The following is a 15,976-nucleotide window of genomic DNA, read 5'->3' as shown; positions in this document are numbered from 1 at the left end:
TTCCTAATCCAAAATCAGAACATATGTTTCTATTATAGAATAACGCCTCGACTATCGTTTTGGCAAGTTATCTTATCTCTTTTATATACCATTTTCAATAGAAAAATCCTTGTTTTTTCACAAGGATTCCTCTAGGCTACTATTTCAGAAAAATAATCGTTTGTCAACGAGAAATGGATATGTATTCCAAGATTACACATTCCAAACCTTTATTATGATCCAAATGATCAATATCCAAAACGGGATTACAAGTAACAATCCCCAAAAACAGCCTTTAAAAAATCTCATGATGAACACCTCGTTCATCGGCCCTACTTATTATCATGAGGGCTGAAGCAATCTTCCTACCTTTACAATCTATACTATTTTGTCATCGCATGTTCTACTTTTATACAACGATCCATTATTACAGTATAGTCTTTTTCTTTTAAAAGTTTGTATGTATCTTCATCTTGTACTCCTAATTGTGCCCAAAAAACATCTGCATCAATCTCTACAAATTCTTTTGCAACATCCATTAAAAACTCTGAGCGACGAAATACATTTACAATGTCAACGTGTTCCTTAATATCCTTTAGTGAAGCAACTGCCTTTTCTCCAAGCACCTCATCTACTGTTGGGTTAACTGGAATAATGCGGTATCCAGCATCTTGCATTGCTTTTGAAACCATATACGATGTACGTTCTGGCTTATCCGATAAACCAACAACTGCAATCGTTTTGCTTTTCTTTAATACTTCACCAATTTCCGTACGAGTTGGGTTTTCAATTGTCATAAATTATCCCTCCTATTCCTTTAGTATAGCCGATAAAGAAAGTCTCTTTCAATATGAAAGAGACTTTCTTTTATTCCGATTATTGATTCTTTGTAGCTGAGTTATCTGCTAAAGTAGCTGTTTTCGTCATTTTTTGACCGTTACGATAGAATGTAACTTCTACCTTCTCTCCTACTTTTTTCTTTTCATATAAATATTTACGGAATTGAAGTGAATTTTCTACTTTTTGATTATCTAATGCTACTACAATATCATATTGCTCTAAACCTGCTTTTTCAGCCGGTGATATTGGGTAAATTTTACCTAATACAACACCGTTTGTTACTTCTTTCGGTACTTTCAATTGATTGACTGCATAAGCTTGCACATCTTCTAATGAAACAACACCTACTCCAAGCGCTGGACGTTTTACTACTCCATCTTTTTCAAGAGATTCAATAACTGGTTTTGCGATATTAATTGGAATAGCAAATCCAATTCCTTCAACTTCTTGTTGTGCAATTTTACTTGAATTAATCCCAATTATTTCTCCGTTTTGGTTAAATAACGCACCACCACTATTACCAGGGTTAATTGCTGCATCTGTTTGAATAACTTGAGCATTCCAATCTGCACGTTTATCGCCATCAATATCAACCGGAATTTCGCGTTCTTTACTACTGATTATACCTTCCGTTACACTTCCATCAAATCCTAGTGGGTTACCGATTGCAATTGCTTTTTCACCCGCACGGATTTTACTAGAATCACCTAAAGTGGCAACTTTATTTACATTAGCACCATCAATTTCAACAACAGCTAAATCTAACCAAGGGTCTTTCCCTACAAGCTTCGCATCTACCTTCTTGCCATCACTCAGTTTTACAGCAAGTTTATTTGCACCATCTACTACATGATTGTTCGTTACAATATATGCTTTATTTCCTGCCTTTTTATAAATAACACCTGATCCTGAACCAGCTTGTTGTTCTTGACCCGTCGGTTGCATTGCAAATGGATCAATACTTTGTTGCATATTAATAACACCTACAACAACATCTTTCGCGCCTTCAATCATACCAGGTAAGTCCGTTTCATTTTTTGCTTTATTGACAACAGGAACTACAGTACCTTCAACTTTTGAATCTGAACTAAAAGATGATACAGTCGCTCCATTATTTTGAGCCCATGGCATATATGGTGCCGCAAAACTAATTGAAACAGCCCCAACTACAGCTCCGACTAAACCTGTGAAAAAATAGCCTTTTTTACTGCCCGATTTTCTCACTTCTCTCGTTTCACTATGCTCTTCATTTAAATTTGGTCCGTCGTAATATCCCATGTTTACTTCCCCTCTCTGGTGAATTCGTATTTTTAGTATAGTCACGTTTTGTGTCCTTCTTGTGAACTCATCGTGAAATCCAATTAAAAAAATACACTTATTTAACATTGTAGACAAAAAAAGCATTTTTTGTACATTCCACCTGCAAAAGAGGATATAAAATTGTTATTTTCCTAGACTGAAGCACACAATACGTTCCAAGTTATTCTTCAAATTTATAACCAACACGAATAACAGTACCGATATGCTTCGCTTTATCTCCTAGCTTATTTCGTAGTTTTTTAATATGAGTATCAACAGTTCGGTCATCACCGTAATAGTCATATCCCCATAACTGATCTAATAAATGTTGACGTGACAACACAATTCCTTTGTTCTCCATTAAATAAACGAGAAGTTCAAATTCTTTATGTGTTAATATAATTTCTTCTCCATCTACTAAAACAGTTCTAGATAGACGATTCACTTCTATTCCAGCTAAAGACATAGCATTTTCTTCTGCTACCCCTACCACGCCATCCGCACGTTTCAGTAACGTCTTCGCGCGAGCTACTAACACTTTCGGGCTGAAAGGTTTCGTTACATATTCATCTGCACCTAATTCGAACCCTAGTAATGTATCATCCTCATCCGAACGTGCTGTTAGCATAATAATTGGTACTGCTGATTCTTTTCTAATTCGTCTACAAACAGACCATCCATCTATTTCTGGTAACATAATATCTAACATAATTAAATCAATTTCATGCTCTGCAAATAATTCTAACGCTTTTTTTCCGTCTTCTGCTTCGATTACTTCAAAGCCTTCATTGCGAAAATAATCGCTGACAATTTCACGTAATCTTCTTTCATCTTCAACAAGTAATACTGTTTTATTCATAATAATCTATCCCGCCTTTTTACTCTTTCAATCGAATAATACGTTGATTGGAGCTTCCGCGAAATGGAAGTGTTAAATCTTTTTTCTCGATTTCAAATCTTCCATCGACTAAAACATCCCCATAATGTAACAACTCTATCATATCATTATTTTGAGAACTCTGTATCTCTTCTAACGTATAACCTGTATACATCCATAGATTTTTTTTCAAATCTTTCACAGCTTTTGCTACTTTTTTCACTTCAGCAGCTTGGAAAAATGGATCTCCACCTGAAAATGTTACATCAGTTAATGGATTACTTGCAATCCCTTTCACAATTTCTTCTACTGTCATTTCAGTTCCATTACAAATATTCCACGATTTCGGATTATGGCAACCGAAACAACGATGCGGACAGCCCGCAAAAAACACGACTGTCCGCAACCCTTCTCCATCTACTACACTATCATGAATGATGTTCATCACTTTCATTTATGTTTCACCCGATCCATCTCTTCACTACGTTTCGCACTATTCCACTTCGACATATCTCCTACAAGATAACCTGTTATACGGCGAATTCTTTCTATATTAGCCTCATCTTCATTTCCGCAGCTCGGACATTCATTTCCAATAACTCCGTGATAACTACAGCACTTACAACGGTCAACAGGGTGATTAATTGAACCGTATCCAACGCCATTCTCTGCCATCGCTTGTACAATTTGTTTTAATGCCTTTTTGTTATGCATTGCTGCTCCATCTAGTTCAATATACGTAATATGTCCCCCGTTACATAGAGCGTGGAACGGGCCTTCTAAACGAATTTTATTTATCGCTTGCATGTTATAATAAACTGGAATATGGAATGAATTCGTATAGTAATTATGATTTGTTATACCGCTAATCACGCCAAATTCTTCTCTATCTTTTTTCACAAACTTCCCTGATAATCCTTCTGCCGGAGTTGCAATTACCGAGAAATTCAGTTCATGTTCTTCTGTCGCTTTATCCATTCTATCTCTCATAAAGGAAATGATTTCATACCCGAGTTTCCATGATTCTTCATCTTCTCCATGATGCTTTCCTGTTAAAACTACTAAACACTCCGCAAGACCGATAAAACCAAGACTTAACGTCCCTTGCTTTAAAATGGATGCTACAGAATCTTCAGGCTGTAACTTTTCTCCACCGCGCCATACACCTTGTGAGTATAAAAATCGAAAATCTCTTGCTCGTTTCGTACATTGATACTCAAATCGCTCTAATAATTGCTTAATTCCTAAATCTAAATAATAATTTAACGCTTCAAAAAACGCTTCTTTTGAACCACTAATTAATGCTAATTTCACTAAGTTAATAGATGTAAATGATAAATTCCCTCTTCCAATCGCCGTTTCTTCTCCATGTATGTTCGACATAACACGAGTACGACATCCCATGTAACATACTTCACTTTCCGGTCGTCCATCATAATGCACAGCATTAAATGGCGCATCTAAAAATGAAAAGTTAGGGAATAATCGTTCAGCCGTTGTCTCTAACGCTAATTCAAATAAATCATAGTTCGGATCACTTTCTTCAAAGTTCACACCTTTTTTCATTTTAAAAATTTGAATAGGAAAAATTGGTGTTTCTCCTTTACCAAGACCAGCTTGTGTCGCTTTTAAAAGTTGTTTAATTAAAAGTCTTCCTTCTTTTGATGTGTCTGTTCCATAATTAATAGAAATAAACGGTACTTGCCCGCCGCCCCTACTATGCATACTATTTGAATTATGAATGAAAGCCTCACAAGCCTGATACGTATCATTTTCTGTTTCTTTCCACGCAAATTCTTCTATTTGTTCTTTCGTGAGCGGATATGACTGTAATCGTTTCTTATGTCTCTCTACGGTTTTTCTCACATATGGAGCTAAATCAACATCAAAGAGTGCAAACGATTGACCACCGTGCTGCATATTTTGATTCGCTTGAAAAATAATAGATGAAAGAGCTAATGCACTTTTAATGTCTTGCGGTTGTCTCATATGTCCATGTCCGGTATGAAAACCGTTCGCAAGCATTTGCGCTAACGGAATTTGTGAACAAGTCGTCGTTCCTGTCGCATAAAAATCTAAATCATGTGGATATAATATATTTTCATTTATCGCTTTTTTCACTTGATCTGACAATAAATTTTCCACAGCATAATATTTTGCACTCTCAGATGCGAACGTTCCCATTACTCCCATTGGAGAGCGGCCGTCTACATTTGCATTTTCTTGCATTAAATCTTGTTCATTGCCGTGGACAATCGTCTCAAACACTCTCATTAATTCTTCTCCACGTGTATTTTTTTGTAACATTTATAACCCTCCACCAATATGTTGTTGTATTTTGATTAAAATGTTACTACATATAGTCTTATTGTTTCTGTGAGAAATGTAACATTCCTGTGAAATTTTTTGCACGAAATAATGAATTTTTCATTTACAAAAAAGAAATGTGCTCTTTACAAATGTATGGTACAATATACGGGAAAAACTCTTTTTACCCTTTATCAACACATTTGAATAAAGGAGACTGAACTTATGGTTACTACATATCTTTTATTTATCGTTGCCTACTTACTTGGCTCGATTCCATTTGCACTAGTCGTTGGAAAGATTGGTTATGGAATTGACATTCGTGAGCACGGAAGCGGTAATTTAGGCGGAACAAATACATTCCGCACATTAGGGAAAAAAGCAGGTTTTATCGTTACAATTGCTGACATTTTAAAAGGTACATTAGCAACGAGTCTACCGATTATTTTCGCGTTAGATGTTCATCCACTATGGTTCGGATTAGCAGCTGTTCTTGGACATGTGTATCCGATTTTCGCGAAATTCCGTGGTGGTAAAGCAGTTGCAACTTCTGCTGGCGTGCTATTATGCTACTCACCAGTTGTTTTTGCAATTTTAGCTGTTGTCTTTTTCAGCCTTTTATTTACAACAAGATACGTATCACTTTCTTCTATGGTAACAGCTGTCGTTGCCGTTATCGCATCAATTGTTAGCGGGGATAAAATCTTCATTATTGCGATGTGTTTATTAGCAGGTATGGTTATTTATAAACACCGTGCAAATATTGGACGAATTATAAATAAAACTGAACCGAAAGCAAACTTTTCAAAAAAGCAAAAATAAGATCGTAACCCACATAACGCAAAAAGAAAACGTGAAGCATATTAATAGCGTCTTTTTGCGTTATTTTTTATACTAAAGAAAAAGCAACATAATTTGGAGGAACTATACATGAATCTTTCCGTAACAAAAGAAGCAGCACAATGGTATAAAAACGAATTAAACTTACAATCAGGTGAAACACTACGCTTTTTCGTACAATACGGTGGTTGCAGTACTGTGCAAAAAGGACTTTCTTTAGGTATTCGTAAAGATGATCCTGCACATCCTGCTGTGCAAATTCAAGAAGAAGATATTAACTTCTTTATTGAAAGCGATGATGAGTGGTTCTTCGATGGACATAATTTAGTTGTTACATTTAACGACGGTGATGATTTCCCGCAATTTAATTATGAAAAATAAAAAAACGTGGCTTCCGCCACGCTTTTTTATTTTTTCTTAATTTCCTCATATTTCGCATACCACTCTGGATAGAACTTTTTAAATGATACAGGGCGGAACCCTTCTTTTTTTGCACAAATATTCGTTGTACTTGCAGTAATACAAAGTTCGCCATCACCATTATAAATTTCATATCCATATACAACGCGAAGCGGGCTCACTGTATCAACCCACGTTTTTACAATTGCTTTTTCCCCGTAGCGCATCGCTTTACGATAAGAAATTTGCAAATCTAAAACAGGAGAAATAATTCCTTCCTTCTCCATTTCAACATATGAAAACCCTAAATCTTGTATAAGTTTCGTGCGACCTAGTTCAAGCCACACTAAATAGTTTGAATGGTAAACAACACCCATTTGATCTGTTTCCGCATAACGGATTTCAACTTCATGTTCTGCTACAAACATATGTATTCGCCTTCTTTCACTTCTGCTACCTTGCATACATTTAATCATAATACAGTGACATCAAAAATAAAATAAAAATAGTGAATCTTTTACCGAAAGGAGCAAGCATATGATTCAAATTGTAACGGTTCGTAGCGGTGATAGCGTATATAGCTTGGCATCAAAATATGGATCAACACCTGACGAGATAGTAAAAGACAATGGATTAAATCCAGCTGAAACACTCGTTGTTGGTCAGGCACTAATTGTGAATACGAAAGGAAATAATTATTATGTACAGCCTGGCGATAGCTTATATCGAATCTCTCAAACATATAACGTTCCTCTCGCTAGTTTAGCTAAAGTGAATAATTTATCTTTAAAATCCATTCTCCATGTTGGCCAGCAATTATATATTCCAAAAGGGACGAAACGAGCAGTAGAATCCATCGCTTATTTACAACCTTCAACTATCCCCATTAAAGAAAGTTTAGTTAATTCTACACGTGCTATTAATCCATTTTTAACATACTTAGCCTACTTCAGTTTCGAGGCAAAAAGAGATGGTACGTTAAAAGAACCAACTGAAACAGCTAAAATTGCTAATATTGCAACGCAAGGAAACACCATTCCTATGCTCGTTATTACAAATATTGAAAATGGAAACTTTAGTGCCGATCTAACATCCGTTATTTTACGTGATGCAACGATTCAAAATAAATTTATTACAAACATTTTGCAAACAGCTGAGAAGTACGGTATGCGAGACATTCATTTTGATTTCGAGAGCGTGGCACCTGAAGATCGCGAAGCGTATAATCGTTTTTTACGAAATGTGAAAACACGCTTACCTAATGGGTACACACTAAGTACAACACTTGTACCGAAAACAAGTTCAAATCAAAAGGGAAAATTTTTCGAAGCTCATGATTATAAAGCACAAGGTCAAATTGTTGATTTCGTCGTCATTATGACATACGACTGGGGTTGGCAGGGCGGACCACCGATGGCTATTTCTCCTATCGGTCCTGTAAAAGAAGTACTTCAATACGCAAAATCTCAAATGCCTCCGCAAAAAATTATGATGGGACAAAATTTATACGGATTCGATTGGAAACTTCCATTCAAAGAAGGAAATCCGCCTGCAAAAGCAATTAGCTCTGTCGCAGCTGTTGCACTAGCTCGTAAATACAATGTTCCGATCCGCTATGATTTCACAGCACAGGCTCCTCATTTTAATTATTTCGATGAAAATGGTGTACAACACGAAGTTTGGTTTGAAGATTCACGGTCTGTTCAAAGTAAGTTTAATTTAATGAAAGAACAAGGTATAGGTGGTATTAGTTATTGGAAGATTGGTTTACCATTCCCGCAAAATTGGCGTTTACTCGTTGAAAACTTTACGATTACGAAAAAGGGCTGACAAAAGTCAGCCCTTTTTGTACATTCTGTTAAGATTCATCTTTGATTTCACTTTTTAATGAGTCAATACTTTCTAAACGTCTTTGATTTTTTGCTTCAATAGCAGAACGATCTTTTTCATTAGAAAGCTCCGCTGTTTCTTTCGCTTCATTAAAGTTATCAATTGTATTTTGCACCATTTCTTGTAACTTTTCAGCGTTATCACTTCGATTATCTGGATTTGGCATGTACTTTCCTCCTAATATTGTATATACACACCATCTTAAATTACCTATCTTCCCTCAAATTTATACATAAAAAAGGAGAATACAATATTCTCCTTTTCTTTAACCGTTATCAACAATCGGTTGTTTACCCGTTTGGTCTTGCATTTGCTTCCCTTTATTGCCACCAGCTTTTTTTGATTGTGTTCCAATATGATTCGGTACAAAGTCTTTTGAATTCTTTTTCGGATTACCCATTACTATCGCCTCCTTAACAGTAGTATCGTACTAGTGTTAAGAATTATTCAGCTTGCTTAAAAAGTTTCATTTCATAACGTTTTTCAATACGCTCTTCAATGCGATCGATTGCATCGCGATCGCTTAATAATTGTTGTTTATTTTCTTTCACAAGCTCGTCAAATGATTTGCGACGACTTCTTCTCATGCTGTTCACCCTCTCTCCTTCTCATTCTTACTATACATAGTATGAGCAAAGGAAAAACTCTTTAATCAGATTTGCAAGAAAATTTTATGTTTTAATACTCCTAAAAAAACTCCGTGTACAATAAAACGTACACGGAGTTTTTCACACCATAATATTTAAATACTCTTTTAACTTTTCATCTGCATTCATTTCACTTTGTTTATAGTCATGCAGCGCTTGCAGTACGAAATCATACTGTTCTAAAATATAACTTTCTAATTTCAGGACGTCCTCTAAGCAATTCAGCATAATTCTCGTATTACCAACTTCACTTTTTAACGCCGGTTCACAGGCTAAACTCGTACATATTTCTTTCACATCATCTTCTAATATGTCTGTTAATACGTATTTCTTTCGCCCTTTTACCTTTAATCTCATAACTGGATAAAAAGCTTTTATATCTAAATAGCTTCCTACATTCATGCAACGAATCCATTCGATATCACGTTTATTTCGTACAAGTATCTCTTTTACCGCTTCATATACTGCTGTCTCATCAAGTACTTCTGTATTCGATTTCCTTTTCGCCTCTCCTTCAATAGAGGCACATTTTTGATAAACTGCTGCACAAGTAATACAATCATCAAATGCATTATGAGAACTTAAACGAATTCCAAGCATTCGCTTTAACGTTTCAAGTTTATGATTAGGAGCGTGCTTCATATATTTCTTCGCTAAAAATACAGTATCAATCACTTTATTTTTCGGTTCCGGCAACCCCAGCATATTCACATTACTTTTCAAAAAGCGCATATCAAAAGATGCATTATGAGCGACAATTACATTCGTATGTAAAAATGCTAAAAATAAAGGTAACACTTCTTCAATCGTCGGTGCATCTGAAACACGATAATTTGTAATACCCGTTAAACTCGTTATTCGGTCTGGAATTGGACGCTCTGGATTCACATAGGAAACAAATTGATCTACTAGTTCATGATTACGATATTTCACTGCTGCCACTTGAATGATTTTATCATTATAAGGGTTAAATCCTGTTGTTTCAAAGTCAATTACAACATAATCTAACGGTAAGGATATATTCCCCACTCCAAATACACTCCTTTATCTCTCAACGTTTATATTTCTTTTATCATATCATGAAGCTTTCACTACGTGAAAAAGAAAAGGCAGAAATGATTATATTCCATCTCTACCTTTTCACTGTTATTTTAATTTAGCAATTCGTTTCTCCATCTCTTTTTGCGTCATCGGTCCAATAAACTTATCTTGAATGACACCTTTCGTATCTATAAAATACGAAGTTGGGATTGTAATGACTTTATACGCTGTTGTCACATCAATATTCTTGTCCAATAAAATAGGAAAAGTAATTCCTTTCTCCTTAGCAAAATTACTCACCTTTTCTATCCCTCCGCCTTTTTCTGAAGGCGTATAATTTATTGCTAAAATTTCTACATTTTCTTTATGTTCTTTATAGAAAGCCTCCATATCTGGCATTTCTTGCTGACAAGGTCCACACCACGTTGCCCAAAAATTTACAATCACTTTCTTTCCTTTTAAATCCGATAACTTTACATTCGTTCCATCTAACTTCGTTAATTCAAAGTCTGGCGCACTCTTTCCTATTTCAATACCGTTACTTGCAATCATCTCTTTCATAGCAGCTTTACTTTTTTCTTGCTCTCCTTGGGCCACCTGATCGCTTTTACCAAACTGTTCATAAGCTGCATATCCCGCTAAACAAAGTAACACTACAATAATCGTAAGCTTCCGCCACATTTTATATCACCCTAACGTGTTTGTCTTGTAACATATTCACCAAAATGCTATATACCTTATTTTAGCTTATACGGACAAGCTTGGAAATATTCACAGTCTAAATAATTAGAATATTCTTATTTAAAGTGCATTTTTTTCCTTTTTATCATATAATTAGAAAAACAAATGAAGTATTACCTATCTTCTTCTAGACCCATTCACCTTTTATTTTCATGGTTATATAACCTTCAACAAAAGGGGGATTGTTTATGAATTCATTCGAAAAAATAACATTATATATTCTTAGTTTTCTTTTATACCCAATCGGTATTATTACATGGATCATTTCACTCTTTAGTAACGATCTTGAAAAAAAGAAAGTAGGGCGTATTTGTCTCTACGTTTCTCTAGTCTCATTCGTCCTTTTCTTAATTCTTGGAATTGCAACTTTCCTTATGACAGCTACTTTTAACGTCGATCTGAATCATTCAGAATCTATCGAGTATCAAATAAATGACGCTGAATAAAGATAAGAGCATTGCGCTTATCTTTATTTACACCCTTTAAAAAACGAATGATTATTTATTAATTTTTCAGGACTTCCACATGCTACAATACTTCCTTCTTTCATGATGACAACGCGATCTGCTAGTATCACTTTCTCTACATCATGCGTTGCTACAATTCTCGTTACATCGCTTCCTAGTCCTTCTATCATATTCCAAACAAATTCTTGATTGCCCGGATCTAATCCCGCAGTCGGTTCATCTAAAATAATAAAATTCGGATTTGAACCAATTGCTCGCAATAATGCAAGCCGTTTTCTTTCTCCTCCCGAAAACTCTTCACCGCTTTTATGTAGTACAGTTTGAAGACCTTCAGGTAACCCCCTAATAATCGGTGTTACATTTACAAGTTCAGCACTTTTTTCTAACTCGTTTTCTAAGCCCACTTCCCCGAAATACATATTCTCTTTTACTGTCGTCCGAAAGAATCGAGGTTCTTGCCACACTGTAGTCAATCGAGCCTCATTTCCATAATAAGCAATACTACCGTTAGATGGTTTATACAAACCTGTCATTAATTTTAAAAGCGTTGTTTTTCCTGCACCACTTTCTCCGACAATCATAACGAGTTCACCAGGATTAATCTGCAAATCAATATTATGAATTCTGCATGTCTCTTCATCATTTTCCTGAAATGAGACATTTGTTATTGTCATCCCCATCGCTCTTTCTACATTACTATTTGCCACTCGTTTATCTAAAAAGAAAAACACTCTACTTGCCGAAGCAACTGCAACTTGTGTCATCATTAATAAATCCCCCACATAACGGACAGGGAAAAAGAGCATCTCAATTGTCGCTAACACTGCAACAAGTGAACCAACCTCCATTTCGCCCTGCATTATTTTTTGCGCACCTATAATAAGAACAACGATATATGCTCCTGTTTCAATCACTGTTCCAACTACTCCAATGTAATGCTGCATCATCGTCTTCTTTACTTCTGTTTTATAAGATTGTGCCGTTACTCCTTTAAATAAGCCAATAGCCCATTTTTCTTTTTGCAAACTACGTAAATCTTGCGCTCCTTTTACAAACTGTGACACCATCTCTACAACAGTTGATTGATTTTTTTGAGCAATACTAGCAATATTTCTTACCTTCTTCCCTAAAAGCATCGGAACCATTGCACTTAAAAATAAAAACGGAGTTATCCACAATATGAACTGTATATCTATATGTTGTAGTGCTATGATCGCACCGATAAATTGCGCAATGGCGTGTATATATTCTATTAATATAGAACCATATAGCCTGACCCAGTTCGGAATATCAGATACGACTAACGTTTCTAGCTCTCCTTGTTTGATTTTCTCACTCTCTTCAAACGGTAATAGGAAAAAATGGCGCAATACATCTATACGCTTCTCTCGTAATATTCGCTGGCTCGCTTTTGAGCTTACATAATCAAATGAAAGATTGTTCACCCACATCAATAAGCGGGTAACTGTAAACAAAGTAATGTAAAAATACGCTCCCTTCAGCTCTCGTTGAATTAGGTTATCTACAATTAGTCCCATGAATAGTGGACGGGATAGATTTAAAATAGCTGCAAAAATCCCACTGCATACAGCTGCTATTACTAATATTTTTTCTTTCTGTAACGGTAACAAAATTCTTTTATATTCTTTCATAGTATTCCCTCCATTTTTATAGTAAAAAGAAAGGGATGAAACCATTTGGTTTCATCCCTTTCCATAAAATAAGGAAGCTAACAGTTGTTAGCTTCCTTATCATTCATTTCAATTGTTTAGTTCGACACTTTAGACTCTTCAATTTTCTCACGAAGAACCATTTGTAAGATACCACCGTGACGGTAGTAGTCAATTTCAACTTCACTATCGAAACGAGCTACTACTTCAAATTGTTTTTCGTTGCCATCTGCATCAGTTGCAACTACTTTTACAAGATCACGCGGTCTAACTGTTTTGTCGATTTGAATTTCAAATGACTCGTTACCAACAAGACCTAACGTTTCAGCGCTTTCGCCATCTTTAAATTGAAGCGGTAATACGCCCATTAACACTAAGTTACTGCGGTGAATACGCTCGAAGCTTTCTGCGATTACTGCTTTAATACCTAATAAGTTAGTACCTTTTGCAGCCCAGTCACGAGAACTTCCCATACCGTAATCTTTACCTGCAATAACTAGAAGGCCTGTGCCATCTTCTTTATACTTCATAGCAGCATCATAGATTGATGTTACTTCACCAGTTGGCCAGTATGTTGTATATCCGCCTTCTGTTCCTGGTGCGATTTGGTTTTTAATACGGATGTTCGCGAATGTACCACGCATCATAACTTCATGGTTACCACGACGAGAACCGTAAGAGTTAAAGTCAACTGGTTGTACACCGTTTTCTAATAAGTAGCGTCCAGCTGGTGTGTGCTTACCGATTGAACCTGCTGGTGAAATGTGGTCAGTCGTTACAGAGTCACCAAATTTACCAACTACGCGTAAGCCTGATAACGTTTCAACTTCACCTGGTTCTTTAGATAAACCTTCAAAGAATGGTGGGTTTTGAATGTACGTTGAATCATTATCCCAAGTATATAAAGCTTCGTTTGAAGTTTGGATTTCATTCCAACGCTCATTGCTGTTAAATACTTGTGCATATTCTTTCTTGAACAGCTCAGATGTAACAACGCTTTGAACTACATCTTCAATTTCTTTAGCTGATGGCCAAATATCATTGAAGTAAACAGCATTGCCATTTGCATCTTTACCGATTTCATCATTTTTCAGGTCAATATCAACAGTACCTGCAAGTGCATATGCCACAACAAGTGGTGGTGATGCTAAGTAGTTTGCTTTTACAAGTGGATGAATACGACCTTCAAAGTTACGGTTACCAGATAAAACAGATGTTACTAGTAAGTCGTTTGCTGCGATTGCTTCTTCTAATTCCGGTGCTAATGGGCCAGAGTTACCGATACAAGTCGTACAGCCGTAACCAACTGTTTGGAAACCTAATTGATCTAAATACGTTGTTAAACCTGATTTATCTAAGTACTCCGTAACAACTTTAGATCCTGGTGCTAATGATGTTTTTACGTATTCAGGTACTTTAAGTCCCTTTTCAATTGCTTTCTTCGCAACTAAACCTGCCCCAATTAATACGTATGGGTTTGATGTATTTGTACAGCTTGTAATTGCAGCGATTGCGATTGCACCTGTTTTCATCGTTACTTCTTTATCTTCTAATGTAACCTTCACTTCTTTATCGAACTCTTGCTCATTAAATCCAAGTCCTTGTGTTCCAACTGGTGCTACAACAGCTTTGTGGAACGCATCTTTCATATCTGAAAGTGGAATTAAATCTTGTGGGCGTTTCGGTCCAGAAAGGTTAGATTCAATTGTATTTAAATCAATTTCAACAAGATCAGTGTAAATTGGATCTTTGCTGTCTGCTGTATAGAATAAGCCGTTCGCTTTACAGTATTCTTCAACAACGCGAATTTGCTCTTCATCTCTACCTGTTAAACGTAAGTATTCTAATGAAATATCATCGATTGGGAAGAATCCACAAGTTGCGCCGTATTCTGGTGCCATGTTTGAAATTGTTGCACGGTCAGCTAAAGGCATGCTCTTTAAGCCATTACCGAAGAACTCAACAAATTTACCAACTACACCTTTTTGACGTAATACTTGTGTTACTTTTAATGCAACGTCTGTTGCTGTAGTACCACTTGGAAGTGTACCAGTTAATTTTACACCGATTACTTCAGGTACTGGGAAGTACGAAGGCTGTCCAAGCATTCCTGCTTCTGCTTCAATACCACCAACGCCCCATCCAAGAACGCCGATACCGTTAATCATCGTTGTATGTGAGTCTGTTCCAACTAATGAATCTGGGTATGCAACTAAGTCACCTTCAGCATTTTTTACAGCGTGAACAACTGGTGCTAAATATTCAAGGTTTACTTGGTGTACAATACCTGTAGCTGGCGGAACTGCACGGTAGTTATCAAATGATTTTTGTGCCCAGCTTAAAAATTTATAACGTTCTTCATTACGTTTAAACTCTAAGTCCATGTTGAATGCAAGCGCGTCTGCTGTACCCGCTCTATCAACCTGTACAGAGTGATCAATTACAAGGTCTACAGTAATTTCCGGATTAATTTTATCAGGATCCCCACCCATGTCTGCCATTGCTTTACGAAGCGAAGCCAAATCAACAACAGCTGGAACACCAGTGAAATCTTGTAAAATTACACGAGATGGTTTAAATGGAACATCGATATCTTGCACATCTTTCGTTCCCCATTTCGCTAAATTTGTAACATGCTCTTCTGTGATTACACGTCCGTCTACTTGACGAAGTACTGATTCAAGTAAAACTTTCACGGAATATGGTAATTGAGATACGTTGCCAACCCCTGCATTTTCAAGCGCTTTCAAATCATAATAATGATACGTTTTTCCATCTACTTCAAAAGTTGCACGTGATTGAAATGGATTATGTTTGACCATTATGTTTCCCCCCTGTTAAACGTGACTAAGTTGTCTGAATATAAAATGTAGACAAACTTTTCAATACCTTACGATAATATCTTATTACAACTTTCTAAATAAGTAAATAATAAGAAACTTATAGATTATCATAAGTTTTCTTTATGTTTCTAAATTT

The 15,976-nt window shown here is 36.0% G+C and carries 17 protein-coding genes; 4 read left to right on the top strand and 13 right to left on the bottom strand.

The window, feature by feature from the left end; translation table 11 throughout:
* Window positions 1-362: 362 nt before the first annotated feature.
* From BAQ46_RS22780 to BAQ46_RS22760, 5 genes are all read right to left on the bottom strand, one after another.
* Complete coding sequence (locus BAQ46_RS22780; RefSeq protein WP_000151382.1) at window positions 363-776, bottom strand: CoA-binding protein; 414 nt, start codon at window positions 774-776, stop codon at window positions 363-365.
* Window positions 777-855: 79 nt separating this feature from the next.
* A complete protein-coding gene (locus BAQ46_RS22775) occupies window positions 856-2,097 on the bottom strand; it encodes a S1C family serine protease (protein WP_000542648.1) in 1,242 nt (413 codons plus the stop codon).
* 202 nt (window positions 2,098-2,299) lie between these two features.
* Window positions 2,300-2,977 carry a response regulator transcription factor gene (locus BAQ46_RS22770; protein ID WP_001044683.1) on the bottom strand — a complete coding sequence of 226 codons (678 nt, stop codon included), beginning with the start codon at window positions 2,975-2,977 and terminating at the stop codon, window positions 2,300-2,302.
* Between the two features lie 19 nt (window positions 2,978-2,996).
* Window positions 2,997-3,449 carry an anaerobic ribonucleoside-triphosphate reductase activating protein gene (gene nrdG / locus BAQ46_RS22765; RefSeq protein WP_071742850.1) on the bottom strand — a complete coding sequence of 151 codons (453 nt, stop codon included), beginning with the start codon at window positions 3,447-3,449 and terminating at the stop codon, window positions 2,997-2,999.
* Window positions 3,446-5,302 (bottom strand): anaerobic ribonucleoside triphosphate reductase, encoded by a 1,857-nt coding sequence (locus BAQ46_RS22760; protein ID WP_071742849.1) that lies wholly within the window; start codon window positions 5,300-5,302, stop codon window positions 3,446-3,448. Before BAQ46_RS22760 ends, nrdG begins: the two co-directional genes overlap by 4 nt.
* Window positions 5,303-5,527: 225 nt before the next feature.
* Here BAQ46_RS22760 and plsY point away from each other — a divergent pair, with 225 nt between their 5' ends.
* Together plsY and BAQ46_RS22750 are read left to right on the top strand one after the other, a co-directional pair.
* On the top strand, window positions 5,528-6,124 hold the full coding sequence (gene plsY / locus BAQ46_RS22755; RefSeq protein WP_000258966.1) for a glycerol-3-phosphate 1-O-acyltransferase PlsY: 597 nt from the start codon (window positions 5,528-5,530) through the stop codon (window positions 6,122-6,124).
* Window positions 6,125-6,232: 108 nt separating this feature from the next.
* Entirely contained in the window at window positions 6,233-6,523 is a 291-nt protein-coding gene (locus tag BAQ46_RS22750) for a HesB/YadR/YfhF family protein (protein ID WP_001054442.1), read from the top strand.
* 26 nt (window positions 6,524-6,549) lie between these two features.
* On the opposite strand, the gene BAQ46_RS22745 is transcribed toward BAQ46_RS22750, so the two are convergent.
* Window positions 6,550-6,969, bottom strand: a complete 420-nt coding sequence (locus BAQ46_RS22745) for an acyl-CoA thioesterase (protein ID WP_000495810.1) — start codon at window positions 6,967-6,969, stop codon at window positions 6,550-6,552.
* A gap of 109 nt (window positions 6,970-7,078) precedes the next feature.
* On the opposite strand from BAQ46_RS22745, the gene BAQ46_RS22740 reads away from it, so the two are divergent.
* Window positions 7,079-8,371, top strand: coding sequence for a glycoside hydrolase family 18 protein (locus BAQ46_RS22740; RefSeq protein WP_000614849.1), 1,293 nt, complete (start codon window positions 7,079-7,081; stop codon window positions 8,369-8,371).
* A gap of 28 nt (window positions 8,372-8,399) precedes the next feature.
* Here BAQ46_RS22740 and tlp read toward each other — a convergent pair whose 3' ends face one another.
* The 5 genes from tlp to BAQ46_RS22710 all read right to left on the bottom strand — a co-directional run bounded on the left by tlp (window position 8,400) and on the right by BAQ46_RS22710 (window position 10,800).
* The gene (gene tlp / locus BAQ46_RS22735) at window positions 8,400-8,597 is read right to left on the bottom strand and encodes a small acid-soluble spore protein Tlp (RefSeq protein ID WP_001133509.1); all 198 of its coding nucleotides are present in this window, start codon (window positions 8,595-8,597) and stop codon (window positions 8,400-8,402) included.
* Between the two features lie 99 nt (window positions 8,598-8,696).
* Window positions 8,697-8,831 (bottom strand): acid-soluble spore protein SspN, encoded by a 135-nt coding sequence (gene sspN / locus BAQ46_RS22730; protein WP_000527989.1) that lies wholly within the window; start codon window positions 8,829-8,831, stop codon window positions 8,697-8,699.
* Between the two features lie 43 nt (window positions 8,832-8,874).
* Complete coding sequence (locus BAQ46_RS22725; RefSeq protein ID WP_001254697.1) at window positions 8,875-9,018, bottom strand: FbpB family small basic protein; 144 nt, start codon at window positions 9,016-9,018, stop codon at window positions 8,875-8,877.
* Between the two features lie 141 nt (window positions 9,019-9,159).
* Window positions 9,160-10,107, bottom strand: coding sequence for a 3'-5' exonuclease (locus tag BAQ46_RS22720; protein WP_071742847.1), 948 nt, complete (start codon window positions 10,105-10,107; stop codon window positions 9,160-9,162).
* A gap of 117 nt (window positions 10,108-10,224) precedes the next feature.
* Window positions 10,225-10,800: a TlpA family protein disulfide reductase gene (locus BAQ46_RS22710; RefSeq protein WP_046198956.1), complete on the bottom strand. Its 576-nt coding sequence runs from the start codon at window positions 10,798-10,800 to the stop codon at window positions 10,225-10,227.
* A gap of 248 nt (window positions 10,801-11,048) precedes the next feature.
* Here BAQ46_RS22710 and BAQ46_RS22705 point away from each other — a divergent pair, with 248 nt between their 5' ends.
* Window positions 11,049-11,306 carry a hypothetical protein gene (locus BAQ46_RS22705; protein ID WP_001083879.1) on the top strand — a complete coding sequence of 86 codons (258 nt, stop codon included), beginning with the start codon at window positions 11,049-11,051 and terminating at the stop codon, window positions 11,304-11,306.
* 23 nt (window positions 11,307-11,329) lie between these two features.
* Here the strand turns inward: BAQ46_RS22705 and BAQ46_RS22700 are convergent, their stop codons facing one another.
* Both BAQ46_RS22700 and acnA read right to left on the bottom strand, forming a co-directional pair.
* Complete coding sequence (locus tag BAQ46_RS22700; protein ID WP_071742844.1) at window positions 11,330-12,979, bottom strand: ABC transporter ATP-binding protein; 1,650 nt, start codon at window positions 12,977-12,979, stop codon at window positions 11,330-11,332.
* Between the two features lie 116 nt (window positions 12,980-13,095).
* A complete protein-coding gene (gene acnA / locus BAQ46_RS22695) occupies window positions 13,096-15,819 on the bottom strand; it encodes an aconitate hydratase AcnA (RefSeq protein WP_061131666.1) in 2,724 nt (907 codons plus the stop codon).
* Window positions 15,820-15,976 lie beyond the last annotated feature (157 nt).

It is taken from the genome of Bacillus paranthracis (assembly GCF_001883995.1).
GTDB classification, from domain to species: Bacteria; Bacillota; Bacilli; order Bacillales; family Bacillaceae_G; genus Bacillus_A; species Bacillus_A paranthracis.
The sequence above is the reverse complement of the archived record's forward strand: the minus strand, read 5'-3'. Positions and strand labels throughout refer to the sequence as shown.